Origin of the sequence: Capnocytophaga haemolytica (assembly GCF_001553545.1) — a bacterium.
Classification (GTDB): domain Bacteria; phylum Bacteroidota; class Bacteroidia; order Flavobacteriales; family Flavobacteriaceae; genus Capnocytophaga; species Capnocytophaga haemolytica.
Map to the genome: position 1 here is coordinate 2,158,896 of NZ_CP014227.1, position 15,633 is coordinate 2,174,528.

The 15,633-nt window shown below is 42.1% G+C and carries 13 protein-coding genes; 7 read left to right on the forward strand and 6 right to left on the reverse strand.

What is annotated here, in order from left to right; all coding sequences use genetic code 11:
- Nucleotides 1-38: 38 nt before the first annotated feature.
- From AXF12_RS09675 to fmt, 4 genes are all read left to right on the forward strand, one after another.
- The gene (locus AXF12_RS09675) at nucleotides 39-1,367 is read left to right on the forward strand and encodes a TrkH family potassium uptake protein (RefSeq protein WP_066430649.1); all 1,329 of its coding nucleotides are present in this window, start codon (nucleotides 39-41) and stop codon (nucleotides 1,365-1,367) included.
- A gap of 3 nt (nucleotides 1,368-1,370) precedes the next feature.
- Nucleotides 1,371-2,024, forward strand: coding sequence for a potassium channel family protein (locus AXF12_RS09680; RefSeq protein WP_066430650.1), 654 nt, complete (start codon nucleotides 1,371-1,373; stop codon nucleotides 2,022-2,024).
- Nucleotides 2,025-2,677: 653 nt separating this feature from the next.
- Nucleotides 2,678-3,394: a DUF6261 family protein gene (locus AXF12_RS09685; protein WP_066430651.1), complete on the forward strand. Its 717-nt coding sequence runs from the start codon at nucleotides 2,678-2,680 to the stop codon at nucleotides 3,392-3,394.
- Nucleotides 3,395-4,348, forward strand: a complete 954-nt coding sequence (fmt, locus tag AXF12_RS09690; RefSeq protein WP_082752993.1) for a methionyl-tRNA formyltransferase — start codon at nucleotides 3,395-3,397, stop codon at nucleotides 4,346-4,348.
- Between the two features lie 72 nt (nucleotides 4,349-4,420).
- Here fmt and AXF12_RS09695 read toward each other — a convergent pair whose 3' ends face one another.
- From AXF12_RS09695 to tpx, 4 genes are all read right to left on the reverse strand, one after another.
- Nucleotides 4,421-5,971 (reverse strand): LptF/LptG family permease, encoded by a 1,551-nt coding sequence (locus tag AXF12_RS09695; protein WP_066430657.1) that lies wholly within the window; start codon nucleotides 5,969-5,971, stop codon nucleotides 4,421-4,423.
- Nucleotides 5,972-6,043: 72 nt separating this feature from the next.
- The gene (lolA1, locus tag AXF12_RS09700) at nucleotides 6,044-6,685 is read right to left on the reverse strand and encodes an outer membrane lipoprotein periplasmic chaperone LolA1 (protein ID WP_066430658.1); all 642 of its coding nucleotides are present in this window, start codon (nucleotides 6,683-6,685) and stop codon (nucleotides 6,044-6,046) included.
- Between the two features lie 85 nt (nucleotides 6,686-6,770).
- Complete coding sequence (locus tag AXF12_RS09705; protein ID WP_066430659.1) at nucleotides 6,771-9,158, reverse strand: FtsK/SpoIIIE family DNA translocase; 2,388 nt, start codon at nucleotides 9,156-9,158, stop codon at nucleotides 6,771-6,773.
- Nucleotides 9,159-9,502: 344 nt separating this feature from the next.
- Entirely contained in the window at nucleotides 9,503-10,000 is a 498-nt protein-coding gene (tpx, locus tag AXF12_RS09710; RefSeq protein ID WP_066430660.1) for a thiol peroxidase, read from the reverse strand.
- A 113-nt stretch (nucleotides 10,001-10,113) separates the two neighbouring features.
- Between tpx and AXF12_RS09715 the strand changes: the two genes are divergently transcribed.
- Genes AXF12_RS09715 through AXF12_RS09725 form a run of 3 tightly spaced genes read left to right on the forward strand, consistent with a single transcriptional unit; the run spans nucleotide 10,114 to nucleotide 12,716 of the window.
- Nucleotides 10,114-10,653, forward strand: a complete 540-nt coding sequence (locus tag AXF12_RS09715; protein WP_066430661.1) for a DUF1599 domain-containing protein — start codon at nucleotides 10,114-10,116, stop codon at nucleotides 10,651-10,653.
- A 45-nt stretch (nucleotides 10,654-10,698) separates the two neighbouring features.
- Entirely contained in the window at nucleotides 10,699-11,793 is a 1,095-nt protein-coding gene (locus AXF12_RS09720) for a BT_3928 family protein (RefSeq protein ID WP_066430664.1), read from the forward strand.
- The gene (locus tag AXF12_RS09725) at nucleotides 11,793-12,716 is read left to right on the forward strand and encodes a site-specific tyrosine recombinase (RefSeq protein ID WP_066430666.1); all 924 of its coding nucleotides are present in this window, start codon (nucleotides 11,793-11,795) and stop codon (nucleotides 12,714-12,716) included. The genes AXF12_RS09720 and AXF12_RS09725 overlap by 1 nt, the downstream gene beginning before the upstream one ends.
- Before the next feature lie 58 nt (nucleotides 12,717-12,774).
- On the opposite strand, the gene AXF12_RS09730 is transcribed toward AXF12_RS09725, so the two are convergent.
- Together AXF12_RS09730 and AXF12_RS09735 are read right to left on the reverse strand one after the other, a co-directional pair.
- Complete coding sequence (locus AXF12_RS09730; protein WP_066430668.1) at nucleotides 12,775-13,146, reverse strand: PUR family DNA/RNA-binding protein; 372 nt, start codon at nucleotides 13,144-13,146, stop codon at nucleotides 12,775-12,777.
- Nucleotides 13,147-13,323: 177 nt separating this feature from the next.
- Nucleotides 13,324-15,630, reverse strand: coding sequence for a penicillin-binding protein 1A (locus tag AXF12_RS09735; RefSeq protein ID WP_066430673.1), 2,307 nt, complete (start codon nucleotides 15,628-15,630; stop codon nucleotides 13,324-13,326).
- Nucleotides 15,631-15,633: the final 3 nt, after the last annotated feature.

Genomic DNA, 15,633 nt, shown 5'->3' on the forward strand with positions numbered 1-15,633 from the left:
ATGTGTAATTTTGCAGCCGATTTCAATTCATCACTGAAATGATACGCAATATATCTCCCTACAATCTTATCATCCTCTCGTTCATCGCGCTGATATGCGTCGGGGCGGCATTGCTCACCCTGCCTTTCGCCACGGTGGAGCGCTGCCACGTGACTCTCTTCGAGGCACTCTTCACAGCCACTTCCGCCGTAACGGTAACGGGCTTGAGCGTAGTGGACATCAGCAGCAGCTTTACATTCTTTGGCAAAAGTGTGATCTTGATACTCATCCAGTTAGGAGGTTTGGGCATACTCACCTTCTCGTCGGTGATAATGATATTTATCGCAAAGAAAATCGGTTACTACACCAAGCGCGTGGTGGCTGAAGGGCTCAATCACGAGGCGCGATTCGACATCTACTCCTATATCAAGAAGGTAGTTGCCATCACGCTGTGCTTCGAGGCGCTGGGTGCGGTCTTGCTTTTCTTCTCCTTCATCGGCGAGCATAATTTCTTCACCTCAATTTTTTATGCGATCTTCCACTCGGTGGCAGCCTTTTGCAATGCAGGTATCTCGCTCTTCCCCGACAACCTCGTCGGCTATGAGTACAGCCCCTACACCAGCCTCGTGATATCGTTTTTAGTGATATTTGGCGGGCTGGGCTTCATCGTGATCTTAGATTTGTACAGATATATAAAGGGCTGCAAGCGCCACATCTCAGTTTACAGCCGTTTTGTAATCACCATCACGCTATTCTTGCTGGCGCTGGGCACGCTGCTCTTCCTCCTTTTTGAATATAACAATCCTCTATCGCTTAAAGGGCTAAACTTCTTCGAGAAGGTATTGGTGAGCTTCTTTCATTCCACCGCGCTGCGCTGTTCAGGCTTTAACACGATGCCGATGACGGGACTCACTAGCGCGACAGCCTTGTTCTGCGCAATATTTATGTTCATCGGTGCCTCGCCAAACTCTACAGGTAGTGGGGTAAAGACCACCACCATCGGCGTCTTATTTTTAGGGATCCGAACTGCCTTGAAGAACAAGAACTACATAGAATTTTCCAAGCGACGCATCTCGTGGCGCGTCTTCAACAAGGCATCGGCATTGGTATTCATCGCGATGATATACGTAAGCGCGATGATCTTGCTGATGGCACAGTTCGACCCAGAGATCGACATAATGAAAATCGTCTTCGAGCTCGTCTCGGCATTCGGCACCGTAGGGCTCTCGATGGGGATTACCGCCGAGCTGAGCGCCGCCTCGAAAATCATCCTGATGGCAACAATGTTCCTCGGGCGTGTGGGGCCACTCACCATCGCACTTGCCCTCTCGCGCGAGAGCCATAAAGGAAAATACAAATACCCAAAAGAGAAAATATTAATCGGATAAACAATGAATAATTATTTAGTAATCGGGCTGAGCGAATTCGGGAAATCCGTCGCCAAAACCCTTTATAACAACAAAGCCGTGGTGCTTGCCATCGATACGGATGAAGACCGCATCAAGCAAGCCTTGCACGATGAGATCACCGACGAGGCAATCATACTCGACGCCACCGATGAAATCGCCCTAAAAAACGCGGTGAAGGACGATTTCGAGACTGCCTTCGTGAGTGTTGGCGACAATTTCCAAGCCAGCATCCTGATCACCCTGCATCTAAAAGAGCTGGGCGTGAAAAACATTATATGCAAGGCGGTGAACCATACGCAGGGCAAGGTATTGGAGAAAATCGGTGCCACGCAAGTAGTCTTTCCCGAGGAATCAATGGGAGAAAAGATCGCTATTTCGGTACTGCGACCCACCGTGATCGAATACTTTAAGTTCTCCGAAGATTATTTCATCTACGAGCTAAAAGTGCCGAGGGTGTACATCGGCAAATCGTTGATGGAGCTAAATCTCCGACACAAATACGACATCAATATCCTCGCCGTGAAGCATTCCGACGGCAAGATGAACGTAACGCCCGACCCCAACTTAAAATTAGGCGAGGAAGATTTGCTCATCATCCTCACCCGCGCCAATGTGATCGGCAAGATTACGCAGTAGGAACGGTACAGCTATATAATAATAGGTGTAAGCCAACAACCCCGAACCTTCGGCTCACCCTCTTCAAAGGGGGATTTATTGAATACGGAGTAATTTACATCATCACATCATTAAAATTTCTTCAAAAAATTTTCCAGCAAAAAATTTGCATATAAAAATTAATCTCCGTACCTTTGCCACGATTATACAACGCTATAGAAGGCTGACCAGCCCTATAGATATTAAAAATTATCTTTCATATCAAGTAAGAACATCTCCTTCGGCTTCACAACCAAGGATGTCATCATCTTAAAAATTTGTTTTTCAAAATTTGATTATTTAGCCGAGGAGATGTTTCTTTAATGAAAGATATTTTTTTTAAGTCAAACAAATGTAAAAATGTTTTTTGAATGATTTGCCCGAGCAAGGCAAACGTAAAAATATTTTTTTTGTAGCTTGCCCGAGCGGGGCAAGTCCAAAAATGTTCAGAAAATGAAAATCCCGAACGGGGCAAGACAGAAAAAGTTTAGAAAATGAAAATCCCGAGCAGGGCAAGACAGAAAAAGTTCAGAAAATAAAAATCCCGAGCAGGGAAAAGGTAAAAATATTCAGAAAACACCAATATCCTGAGCAAATAAAGAGAAAATAAGTGAAATTTTTAATCAATTTTTATTATGAGCAAACTAAAACTAATAACATTTAACCTTCAAAACCTTCACAACGCAGAGTTTAAACAGTTCTTTACTCGATTTTTTGAAGATTTTGATAAGACAGGACTCAGCACCGAAACAGATCCTGACTTTAAAGCACTCTTCGACAACTTAAAGGCTAAAATCCCGACCTTGGACAAAGCCTCTCAACAGATCAGGGCAAATGAAGAGACCAAAAAATTAGCCCAGCTCGACAGAGTCAGAGATTACGATATGCAGGCTTTGCGCGATAGCATCCGCCCATATAAAAATGCAAAGACGGAAGCTAAGCAGGCGGCTTACTCAGCCCTAAAAACAGTGCTTGACAAATACAAAGAAGTCAGCAAGGACACTTACGAGGAGGAAACCAGTGAGCTGAACTCGCTGATCGCCACCCTCAAAGGTGATGAATGTAAGGCGCACGTCAAAGAGCTATCAATCAAGAACTTTATCGATGAGCTGGAGACTTCCAACAATCAATTCAACGAGCTTTTTTCACATCGCTCATTCCAAGTATTGCAAAAAGAGACGTTTAGCATTCGCACGCTACGCAAAGAGATTGGCGAAATATACCAGAGCTTGTGCAACTACGTAGTAACGCTTGCCAACATTAAGCAAGACGAGTTCTACAAAAAAGTGCTGGACGTGATCAACAACAGCAGAAAGTATTACGCTGACGTCCTTTCCCGTAGAAAACAATAGATATCAATGAAAAAAGTTCGGATAGTATTTATGGGCACGCCTGAATTTGCTGCGGCAAGTCTGCGTGCCCTCGTCGAAAACGGTTACAATGTGGTCGGCGTAGTTACGGTGGCTGACAAACCTTCGGGCAGAGGGCAGAAAGTACACAGCTCGGCAGTAAAGCAGTACGCAGAAAGCCAGCGCATCCCCGTGTTGCAACCCACCAACTTAAAAGACGACCAGTTCGTAAGCGAGCTAAAAGCACTCGCCCCCGACGTGCAGGTGGTGGTAGCATTCAGGATGCTCCCTAAGAAAGTTTGGGCGCTACCCACCCTCGGCACCTTCAACCTGCACGCATCGCTATTGCCGCAGTACCGCGGATCGGCACCGATCAACTGGGCAATCATCAACGGCGAGCGCGAGACGGGCGTAACGACCTTCCTCATCGATGAGAAGATCGACACGGGGGCAATCCTCCTGCAAGAACGCGTACCGATCACCGAGAGCGAAACGGCGGGCACCTTGCACGATAAGCTGATGGAGGTCGGCGCTGCATTAGTGTTAAAAACCGTCGATCTGCTCGAGAGCGGTGAGGTTGCACCAACGGAGCAACCCAATAAGGATTTGCTGTCGGACGCTCCTAAGATATTTAAGGAGACCTGCAAAATCAATTGGGAAGATGAGGGGCATAAGATTGAGCTGCTGATCCGCGGAATGAGCCCCTACCCTACTGCGTGGGCTGTGCTGCACAATGGCGACAAGGAATTTGACGTGAAGATTTACGATGCGAAGTTCCACCCATCGCCGTCGCAAGAGGCGATAGGGAGTCTCTGCGTAGAAAAGCGACAGCTAAAGGTGGCGGTAAAGGGCGGCTACTTAGAAATACGCGAGCTACAGCTTCCAGCCAAGAAGCGGATGCGCGCGGCTGATTTACTCAACGGATTTTCTCTTGCAGCTAATGCGAGATTTTCATAGCTAATAGTTTTTTCAAATGAAAAGCGAGACCAGATTACTGATCTCGCTTTTCTATTTACCAACTTATGATAGCTATGCTCTTTTTTTCTTAAATAATCCTTTGAGGGAACGCAGCGGGGCAAAGAGCCACCTAAAAATTTTCTTGATGAAGTTGCGCAGCACGCCAACCCACCTGAAATACGGCTTTAAGAAGACGCCCAGCTTATGTGCCCACTCAAATTGAAATACCGCCTTATCGGTCGTGACCATATACGTGAGGTAAATCCCTAAGGGCAAGAGCAGCAGTGCGGGAATCCACGGTGCGAGCGCAGGGTTGATGGTGTTGTTCTCAGCAATATTCTTCACAAATAGCCCGAGGAAGTAGTACGTCAAGAAAAGAATCATCGCGAACACTAAGGGCAAGCCTATCCCGCCTTTGCGAATGACCGCGCCAAGGGGTGCGGCGACGAAGAACAGTACAAAACACGCCACGGCAAGGGCAAATTTATCGCTCAGGTTGATGATATGCAGGTTCATTTGCTTGTAGCGGAACTCAACGTCGGTTTGCCTAAAGTCAACACTTTCGAATCGCGACTGATTGTTGCTCATCGCCATATCGAGCAGTATGCCTCGGCGTTCGGGCTTAACGATATGGATCAATTCACGCACCGATTTTATCTCCTTCGGTGGAGTTTTCTTCTTTTCAGGGGTCTGGCTGAGGCTCGGATCATTTCTTTCGGTGAAAACAGGCATCCTTCGGAACATATTATCGCCGTAATCCATCACACTTTGTTTGAAATCACTCTTCAGCGAATCAATTGCGTACGAAAGTTGCCCCACGTTCATCATTCGGTAGGTTGTTACCCCCGATTTTTCATTGAAATCGACATCATTCAGGTGTGATAAATCCATATTAATGATGTATTTATCAAAGTGAACCTTTGCAAACGGCACTTTTTGCTCTCTCTCGTAGCTATTTGTCTTGATATCCTCATAGTAGCTACCGTCCCGCAGAATGAGTTGAAGGAATCCATTGTTGTTTTTTGAGCTCCGCAGTTCTCCGTGTTTAGCGTTAATGACGGTTCTGTTCACCAGATCAGGTGCTTTTTTGTGTATAAGGACATTTTCGAGGTACTGATCATTATCACCGTGTTTTTTACCGACTTTTATACTGATATCATCACCCACTTTGGAGAAAATTCCTTCGGGAATGGCCATCGCGGGTTTTACTTTGGCAATATTCTCACGGAGCGCGCGCACCTCGCGGTAGGCTACGGGTATCAAATTATTGGCAAGGAAGAAAGTGCCGATGCACAGCAAAGTCATCAGTATGATTAGGGGGCGCATAACGCGCAGCAGAGAAATTCCTGATGCTTTCATCGCCGCGAACTCGTAATTCTCAGCAAACGCGCCGAAGGTCATAATCGATGACACCACCACCGCCAAAGGCATAATGATGGGTATCAACTGGGGGATGAAAAAGAGTAAAAACTTACCGATGATCCATAATTCGAGCCCGCGCCCCGCCAGCTCATCGATGTAAGTCCATATCGTGTGGAATACAAAGATAAGAATCAACACGGAGAGTGTGGCGACGAAGTTTCGCAGGAACTGTGAAAGTACGTATCGGTCTAATATTCTCATATCAGGGAGTAAATAATTTGTTGATTTTAGGGCAAAGAAGAAGCGCATAGGGGGTTTCTGCGCGCTATTTTGTTACAATTCAGAGATCACGTAACCTTCTTTTTTGTATTTTTCTCTGTCGAACTTAAACAGATTGGCTGAAATAGGCTGATTTGTTTTGAAAGTATTCACCGTGATAGTAGTTCTGGTGCCATTTTTACCTATTTCAATCAGATTGTAGATACTTTTGGTCTGAGTGTCTATCCCGAGGAGTATCTGCTTTACTTCAGAGTTTGCTTTTTGGGGCTTGAGCTCTATGTACTGTATTTTTCTACCTTTTACTTTTTGCTGGATGTCCCACTTATAGGTGTATCCTTTCTTGTAAAAGGTCAACATCTTCGACGGGGTAATAGTAGCGTCGTTGCCTGCATTCTTTTCAATGGTCACTTCTTGATTTTCAGGCACGATTGTATAGGTTTTGTTGCCATCGTATATTTTTGTAGCGCCGAGATAGTTGAGCACGTACTTATCCTTAGCAATCGTGACATTGCCACGAGTCTCCTGCTTGATATTCTCAGCCATATTGTCCAAATTATACTTGAAATCGATGTAAATGTTCTCGTACGAGGTCATTTTTTTGTAGACTTCATCCAGCAGGTTCTTAGCTTTGTCTGCTTTTTGGGCGTTGGCGATTGTGGCTACGAAAGCCATCATCATTATTAGTGTTCTTCTCATTATTTTTACTACTTTTATAATTTAATTTTTCGTGTATAAATATATCAATTATCGTTCCAAACTGTGTTTTTGAGTTAGAAAGTTGTTAGAATTCCTGTCCGCCGAGCAGTCTATCGAGCGAGGTAATGTCCTGAATAAGAACTTGTCGTGCTTTACTTCCCTCAAAAGGTCCGACAACCCCTGCGTGCTCTAATTGATCGATCAGGCGACCTGCGCGATTATATCCCAGTTTGAGTTTTCGTTGTAGCAGTGAAGCAGATCCCTGTTGTGCATTGACGACCACCTCAGCCGCCTCACGAAACATAGGGTCACGCTCCGAGGGATCAAAGTCCAAGTCCGCCGACTCACCGTCAGGACCCACATATTCAGGCAATAGGTACGCATCGGGGTAGGCTTTTTGCGCACCTATATACTCGGTAATGCGCTTTACCTCAGGCGTATCAACAAATGCACACTGAATGCGCACAGGCTCATTGCCCTGAGTGTAGAGCATATCTCCACGACCTATCAACTGTTCGGCACCAGAGCCATCTAATATGGTTTTGGAGTCGATCTTAGAGGTAACACGGAAGGCAATACGGGCGGGGAAGTTCGCCTTGATAATCCCTGTAATGACGTTCACCGACGGACGCTGAGTGGCTATAATAAGGTGAATACCAATAGCCCGCGCAAGCTGAGCTAAACGAGCAATAGGCAGTTCGACTTCCTTCCCAGCGGTCATAATCAAGTCGGCAAATTCATCAACCACCAGCACTATATAAGGAAGGAATCGGTGACCATCGTTGGGGTTCAGCTGACGGGCTTTGAACTTGGCATTGTATTCTTTAATATTGCGGACTTGTGCATTCTTAAGAAGCTCGTAGCGGTTATCCATCTCAATACAGAGCGAATTGAGTGTATTAACTACTTTTTTATTGTCAGTGATAATCGCCTCTTCACTATCGGGGAGTTTCGCTAAGAAGTGGCGCTCAATATGCTCAAATATAGAGAGCTCAACCTTCTTAGGATCGACAAGGACAAATTTAACCTCTGCAGGGTGTTTCTTGTAGATTAGCGAGGTAAGCACCACATTGATACCCACTGATTTTCCCTGTCCTGTAGCCCCTGCCATCAAGAGGTGAGGCATCTTGGTGAGGTCGGTCACGAAAGTTTCATTGCTGATAGTTTTCCCGAAGGCTATCGGAAGCTCCATCTCGGCGTGTTGAAACTTCGGAGAAGTGATCATTGTGCGCATATGCACCATTGTCGGCTTCTTGTTAGGTACCTCTATACCAATGGTTCCTTTACCAGGGATTGGCGCAATAATGCGGATGCCAAGTGCTGCCAATGAGAGAGCTATATCATCCTCAAGGTTTTTAATTTTCGAGATGCGAATACCTGCCACAGGCACGATTTCATAGAGAGTTACCGTAGGACCAATGGTAGCTTTAATCTGCGAGATCTCAATCTTGTAATCACGGAGCGTTTGTACAATGGTATTCTTGTTCTCCTCAAGCTCTTCTTGATTGATAATGATACCACTATCCTTAGATTCGTCGAGAAGGTCAATAGAAGGAAAGCGGTAATCGCTCAGATCCAAACGTGGGTCATATTCGCCATAGTTTTCTACGAGTTTCTGTGCTAACGCCTCTGGATCAACCTCTTCTGTTTGAATAGGCTTCTGCACTTCGAAGTTGAGTTCCCCATCAGAAGGTGGATTGGTTATTAGTAAATCTCCTTGATTCTCAACGTCTAAGAAAGGTATTTCGCGTTTGTGTGTAAAAGGATCTAACTTTTCGTTTTCTTCTTGTTTTATAAAGATATCTCCTTCTTGAGATACCTCACTTTCGTCGTCGGAGTGTTGTACTTCTTCGTCTTCATTCTCTTCTGGGAATTCTTCTTTAGAAAACTTATGAGTCATTCCTCCAAAGAAGGAAGTAACTTTTTCGACTGTTAGATCAAGCTTGAAAATCAAATAGAAAAGCAAGAAGAGTAGCAACAGCAGCACTGTGCCAATCTTGCCTAAATAGTCTTGCAAGAAATGGTTGACTTCATAGCCTGATACCCCAGCTAATACGGTAGCCTTGCCAGTGAGAAAGCCTAAGAATGTGGAGATAAAAACCATCCAAAGGATACCCCAAAACCAGCGATTTAGTAGTGGACGTTTGAGGTTGAAAGTGTACTTCATCCCCGTGAGGAAAAGGAGTGCAAGTGGAATGAATATCGCTACACCAAATCCTTGATATACAAACAAGTGACCTAAGTAAGCGCCTATTTTACTAGTAAGGTTCTCAGCAGTTTCTTCACGGTTGGTGATATCATCCCATACGCTTTGGTCTGTTTCCCAAGTAAAGAAGTACGACAAGAATGTTACCATTAAATAAATAGTAAGTATTATCAGGGCTAATCCGAAGAAGAGCCTGCGCTGCTTAGCTTTATCTACTGTGCTGGTTTCTTGAGTTTTATCTGATTTTTTATTTTTTTTCTTAGTCATTACCTTTTGAGTGTCTTTTCTCTAATAGAGTGACGAGCTATTTTGACATTCTTTTTGAAGTTGCAAAGATACGAATTTTTAGTTTATAAAAACAAATATAAAGGGGAGGAGTTGTTTTATTTTTTACAAATAACTTATAAACAAACGTTTATAGCATCATTTCCATTGTATCACTTTTGTAAAATGAGTGGATTTTTGTAGTTTTTATCCGATACGGATTCGATAGGGGTTCGTTTCTCTTACAACTAAATTACAACAGCCTTTCAGATCATAAAAATAGTATGCTTACAACATTTTTGTGTTCTAAGCATACTATTTATAAAACTCAAATGTGTGTGATGACACTATTTAAGTGCTGCCAAGGCTGCTACGTAGTTTGGCTCATCAGTTGTTTCAGCAACTTGCTCTGTATGAACTACTTTACCATTCTCATCCAATACGATAATCGCACGTGAGAGTAAGCCTTTGAGCGGGCTATCGGTAAAGACCACTGGGTAGTGAGCTGAGAAATCGCCTCGAAAATCAGATAGCATCGTTAGGTTGTCAATTCCCTCAGCAGCACAAAAGCGACCAAGCGCAAAAGGAAGATCTTTTGAGATGCATAAAATTGCTACATTATTGAGCTCTGAAGCCTCTTTGTGAAAGCGGCGAACGGAGGCTGCACATACCCCTGTATCGACACTTGGGAAGATGTTCAAGACTACCTTTTTGCCTTTGAAATCGTGTAGTGATACTTCTGCCAATTTATCACTAACTGACTTAAAATCAGGTGCTGTAGAACCTACTTTTGGTAGTTCGCCTACGGTATGTGCAGGCTCATTGTGGAATGTAATTTTTGCCATAAAATGAACTGTTTTTAATTAATGAATAGGGCAAAGGTAGTATTTTTTTTGAAAACAAAGCACTGTCTTATATTTTTTTTGTACTTTTGCACTTGAATCATTAGGATAAAGAAATGAATAAAACTATTGAGCAATACAATAATGTTGTAAAAGAGTGTCAAGCACTTTTCAGCAAAAAAATGAAAGATTACGGGAGTGCGTGGCGTATTTTGCGGTTGCCTTCCTTAACGGATCAGATTTTTATTAAAGCACAACGTATCAGAGGGTTGCAAGAGAATTCTGTACATAAAATTGAAGAAGATGAGACGGCTGAATTCATCGGTATTGTCAATTATGCAGTGATGGCACTTATCCAGATAGATAGAGGTATTGCTACTCAACCTGATTTAGATGCGGAAGAGGCAACACTTTTGTATGAAAAAGAGATCGCTGAAACACGCACCCTGATGGAGAATAAGAACCACGATTATGGTGAGGCTTGGCGTGATATGCGAGTGAGTTCGCTCACGGATCTTATCTTGCAGAAGATATTGAGAGTCAAACAGATTGAAGATAACGAGGGTAAGACCTTGGTGAGTGAAGGCATCAGGGCAAACTATCAGGATATGCTCAACTATGCTGTTTTCGCACTAATTCATTTAGGTTTGGCATAGTTTTTGATATAAGTAAAACAATAATGTTTATTTTTGTAGTAAGTTATGAAATATGTAATTAACTGTATTAGGGTTGTAGTTGGTATTATTTTTATCATTAGTGGCCTTGTAAAGCTAAATGACCCTGTTGGTTTTGCTATTAAGTTAGAAGAGTATTTCAGTAAGCCTGTGCTTAATATGCCTGTATTTGAGCCTTTTGCAATGGCTATCGGGATCTTAGTATGTATCACAGAGGTAACCTTGGGAGTGATGCTATTGGTTGGTTATTTAAAAAAGCTAACCTTATGGCTACTGATAGCAATGACGGTGTATTTTGGCTTTTTAACCTTCTATTCTGCTTATTTTAATAAGGTTACGGACTGTGGATGCTTTGGTGATGCAATTAAATTTACCCCTTGGCAATCTTTTACTAAGGATATGGTGCTATTGGCATTAGTACTCATTCTGTTTTGGGGACAAAAGTATATCAAACCTATTGCAAAGGGAATGATTCCACTGTACTTTACTCTTGCAGGGATTATCGTTAGTGCCTTGGTAGTTAATTACACTTATAAACATCTACCTATCAAAGATTTCCGTCCGTATAAGATCGGTGCCAATATCCCTGAGGGAATGGTTGTTCCAGAGGGAGCCCCTCTACCTAAATATGAATATCACTGGCGATTTATAGTTAATGGCAAAGAGAAAGTGGTTACTACTAACGGAAAATATCCGAAAGTGAACGGTGAGTTTAAGGACGTCACAACAGAGATGATTGACAAGGGATATGTACCTCCTATTCACGATTTTTATATTGAGGACAAGGATAGAAAGAGTTACTTTGATGATTTTATGAAGGAAGAAAAACTAATGATGGTCGTCTCTGAAGATATCGGAAAGGCTGATGTAGAGGCATTTAAAGCTGTAAAAGTAACTACTGACAGAGCTTTAAAAGAAGGCTATACAGTTATTGGGCTTACTTCAACTCTTGACAAGGCAGACAAATTAGTAAAGGATTATGAGCTCAATTTTAGGTTCTATTATAATGATGAGAAAACGCTTAAAACAATGATCCGATCTAACCCTGGCGTGATAATTCTCAATAAAGGGACTATTAAGATGAAGAAGCATTATTACGACTTAGAGAAACTAAAACTATAATGACAACACATCTGTGGCATACTACTAAAGAGGCGTATCAGAACTATCTGCGTTTGCAACGTGGTATGTCGAAGAATTCAGTGATTTCTTATGGCTTAGATATTGAGAAACTGATCGGCTACTTAGCTCAATATGAGATTGATGAAAGTCCTGATACAATAGGAGTAGACACTCTGAGAGAATTTGTATATGAAGTATCAAAAGACCTCAACGCACGCTCACAAGCACGCTTGATTTCTGCCCTAAAGAGTTTTTTTAGGTTTATGATGAGCGAACGAGGTAGAGAGGATTTTCCTATGGATTTAATCGACAGCCCTAAGATTGGGGTAAAATTACCTGACACTCTTTCTCTTCAAGAGATTGATATGATGCTTAATAGCATTGACCTAAGCACTGATGAAGGTCATCGTAATAGGGCTATCATTGAAACACTCTACGGTTGTGGACTACGTGTTTCGGAGTTGACTTCTTTACGGCTTTCTGACCTTTTCTTTAATGAAGATTTCATACGGGTAATAGGGAAAGGTAGCAAGCAAAGGCTTATCCCTATTGGGAAGTTCACCCAGCAACAGATATCCAACTACATCAACAACCAACGGAAACAACTTAAAATAGCCAGAGGTTTTGAGGATATTGTTTTTCTAAATAGAAGAGGAAAACAACTTACACGGGCTATGATATTCACTATTGTAAGGGAAGTGGCTAAGCAGGCTGGAATTCAGAAGAAAATAAGTCCACACACTTTTAGGCACTCATTTGCGACACACCTATTAGAAAATGGAGCTAACCTCAGAGCTATACAGTTAATGTTAGGTCACGAAAATATCACAACTACAGAAGTGTATGTACACGTAGAGAAATCGTACTTAAGAGAGATGTTAGTAAAATACCATCCTCGACAAAAAATGAGCTTTACCCAATAGTTAAATGTTTTAGTTTACAACTATTGAATAAAGCTCATTCCTCTACTATAATTAGCGATTAAATATCTTCAAAGCTCAGATTTGTAAAAGAAGAGCTCTTATCTTCACGTGTTTGCGCCCCATAGGGTTCTCTTTTAAAATCTCTTTGGTGAGTGTCAGAAATTACTTCTGTACCTTTCTCATCAAAGACATAGGCAGTAACTTCATTTAGAAATTCTTTAAAAAGCTCAAAATCCTCTTTATAAAGGTATATTTTATGCTTTTTAAAATGGAAGGAACCATCTTCGTGAGTAAACTTCTTACTTTCCGTAATTGTCAAATAGTAATCGTTTGCACGAGTAGCTCTCACATCAAAAAAATAAGTTCTGCGACCTGCTCTCAACACTTTTGAGAAAATCTCTTCATTGTCTATAAATTCTCTTTCTTCCATAATACTTGTTTTAGTATTGTTAATTACTTTTCTGCAAAAGTCTTAAAAAAAGTATATACGAAGCAAGTAAATAGCTTAAAAATTCACACTACAACTGTTATTTTATTATAATTTTAAGATTTATCAGCCGTAAAAGCTCTTTTATCTTAAAATTATTTCGCTCCATCAACTTCGTTGTTAGAAATCTATCTGTGGAGATTCTTCTCCTTCACTTTCTTTTTCTTTACTACAATCTATCTGTATCTGCTTATTTTGAGGTGGAGGGAATGCTTCTTTTGAAACACTTAAATCTCTATCAGCATAACATTTCTTCATATAATAGCCCCAAATAGGAAGCGCCATTGTAGCTCCTTGTCCGTAAGCTGTCGTACGGAAGTGTACTGCGCGATCTTCACCACCAACCCATACACCAGTTACGAGGTTGGGCACCATTGCAATAAACCAACCGTCACTGTTATTTTGGGTAGTCCCTGTTTTCCCTGCGATCGCATTTGTAAAACTGTATGGATAGCCTGTCATTACATTTTTGTAAATAACGTTATAGGTCTCTGCACCTTTAGTCCTCAATCTTGCCCCTGAGCCATACCGAGTTACTCCTTCCATCAAGTTTATAACAGCGCGTGACACCTCTGCACTCACCACATCGTGTGTTTCAGGAGTATTTTCAAAGAGAACTGTGCCATTTTTATCTTCAATACGAGTAATCAACACAGGTTTCACATACACTCCTTCGTTAGCAAAAGTACCATAGGCAGCCGTCATCTCAAAGACAGTAGCTTCAGATGTACCCAATGCAATACTTGGCACTTCTGGTATTTTGGTAGAGATTCCCAATTTCTTTACTAAGTTTATTACAGGCATAGGTCCCACCTTATCCATCAGGTTCACAGTGATTGAGTTCACTGAGTTTGCCAATGCGTATTTTAAGGTCATCATCCTCCCTGTAAAATTCCCTGTTGAGTTACGTGGACACCAGGGTTGAGGATTTCCGTATTTACCTGCCTCTACACAAGTTTGTATATCAGGAAGCTCCAAACAAGGAGAGTAATGCAATTGGTCAATCGCCGTAGCATACACAAAAGGCTTAAATGTAGAGCCTGTCTGTCGTGCTCCTTGAATTACTTGATCATATTGGAAATGTTTATAGTTAATACCTCCCACCCAAGCCTTGATATGCCCTGTATTAGTTTCCATTGACATTACGCCTGCACGTAAGTACGCCTTATAATAAAGAATAGAATCACGAGGGGTCATTATCGTATCTTTTTCTCCTTTCCAGCTGAACACACGCATCTCAACTTTCTTATCAAAGGTAGCACGTATTTCATCCTCTGAGTAGCCCAAATATTTCAAGTGTATCCAGCGATTAGAGTTCTTCATCGCCTTCTCCATCAATGATTTATACTCATCATTTGACACTCTTACGAAAGGAAAGGTCTTATTCTTCTTAGGGTTATTCTCAGCGTCGAACGCTTTCTGTAATTGCTTCATATGCGCTTTCACAGCTTCCTCTGCATAAGCCTGCATTTTCGAATCAATCGTAGTATAAACTTTCAACCCATCTAAGTACAGATTATGCTTAGAGCCATCTGGTTTGGGATTTGCTTCTATCCAAGCCTTCATATAGCTGCGCAGATATTCGCGAAAATACGTCGCAATCCCATCATTATGACTTTCAGGGGTATACTTTATTTTCAGCGGAAGTGCTTGCAACGAGTCCTTTTCTTCTTGTGTAATATAGTTATTCTTAGCCATCTGAGAGAGCACTACATTGCGGCGATTGGTCACTCCCTCTTTATTCTTCAAAGGATTATACAAAGCAGAATTCTTAAACATTCCTACCAACATTGCTCCTTCTTCAATTTTCAAGTCCTTAGGTTCTTTACCAAAGTATATCCTTGCTGCTGAGCGAATCCCATCAGCATTGTTATTAAAGTCATAAATATTAAAATACATCGCCAAGATCTCTTCCTTTGTGTATTGACGTTCCAAACGCGTAGCGATCACCCACTCCTTAATCTTCTGAGTATAACGCTGCAAACCTCTGGTTTTTGTTTTATGGAAAAGCTGTTTAGCAAGCTGTTGTGAAATAGTCGATGCCCCTCCCTTGGTACCTAAAAAGAAGAGTGCTCGCATTGTGCCCCTCACATCAATACCTGAGTGTTGGTAAAATCGCTCATCTTCAGTAGCTATGAGGGCATCTACCAAAGGCTTTGGCAGATCTTTAAATTTGATAGGGGTACGGTTTTCATCTAAATAAAACTTCCCCAACGATTTCCCATCTGCAGAAACAATCTCTGTAGCTAAATTTGTATCAGGGTTCTCCAAATGCTTGAAGTCTGGCATTTCTCCGAGCAGCCCCAATGAAGCTGATAGAAATAACAATATCACTAAGAGCACTCCAGCGGCAAATACCCCCCAGAACCACTTCAAAAATCGCTTCTTTGAAGTATCTGTTTCCTCGTTTTCAGTTGTCTTTTTCATATT

Bases quoted from the DNA above. Each gene is read 5' to 3' on its own strand.
- AXF12_RS09675 (WP_066430649.1), top strand. From the start codon at position 39: ATGATACGCAATATATCTCCCTACAATCTTATCATCCTCTCGTTCATC.
- AXF12_RS09730 (WP_066430668.1), bottom strand. From the start codon at position 13,146: ATGGAAGAAAGAGAATTTATAGACAATGAAGAGATTTTCTCAAAAGTG.
- AXF12_RS09685 (WP_066430651.1), top strand. From the start codon at position 2,678: ATGAGCAAACTAAAACTAATAACATTTAACCTTCAAAACCTTCACAAC.
- AXF12_RS09715 (WP_066430661.1), top strand. From the start codon at position 10,114: ATGAATAAAACTATTGAGCAATACAATAATGTTGTAAAAGAGTGTCAA.
- AXF12_RS09725 (WP_066430666.1), top strand. From the start codon at position 11,793: ATGACAACACATCTGTGGCATACTACTAAAGAGGCGTATCAGAACTAT.
- AXF12_RS09695 (WP_066430657.1), bottom strand. From the start codon at position 5,971: ATGAGAATATTAGACCGATACGTACTTTCACAGTTCCTGCGAAACTTC.
- AXF12_RS09720 (WP_066430664.1), top strand. From the start codon at position 10,699: ATGAAATATGTAATTAACTGTATTAGGGTTGTAGTTGGTATTATTTTT.
- tpx (WP_066430660.1), bottom strand. From the start codon at position 10,000: ATGGCAAAAATTACATTCCACAATGAGCCTGCACATACCGTAGGCGAA.
- AXF12_RS09680 (WP_066430650.1), top strand. From the start codon at position 1,371: ATGAATAATTATTTAGTAATCGGGCTGAGCGAATTCGGGAAATCCGTC.
- AXF12_RS09705 (WP_066430659.1), bottom strand. From the start codon at position 9,158: ATGACTAAGAAAAAAAATAAAAAATCAGATAAAACTCAAGAAACCAGC.
- lolA1 (WP_066430658.1), bottom strand. From the start codon at position 6,685: ATGAGAAGAACACTAATAATGATGATGGCTTTCGTAGCCACAATCGCC.
- AXF12_RS09735 (WP_066430673.1), bottom strand. From the start codon at position 15,630: ATGAAAAAGACAACTGAAAACGAGGAAACAGATACTTCAAAGAAGCGA.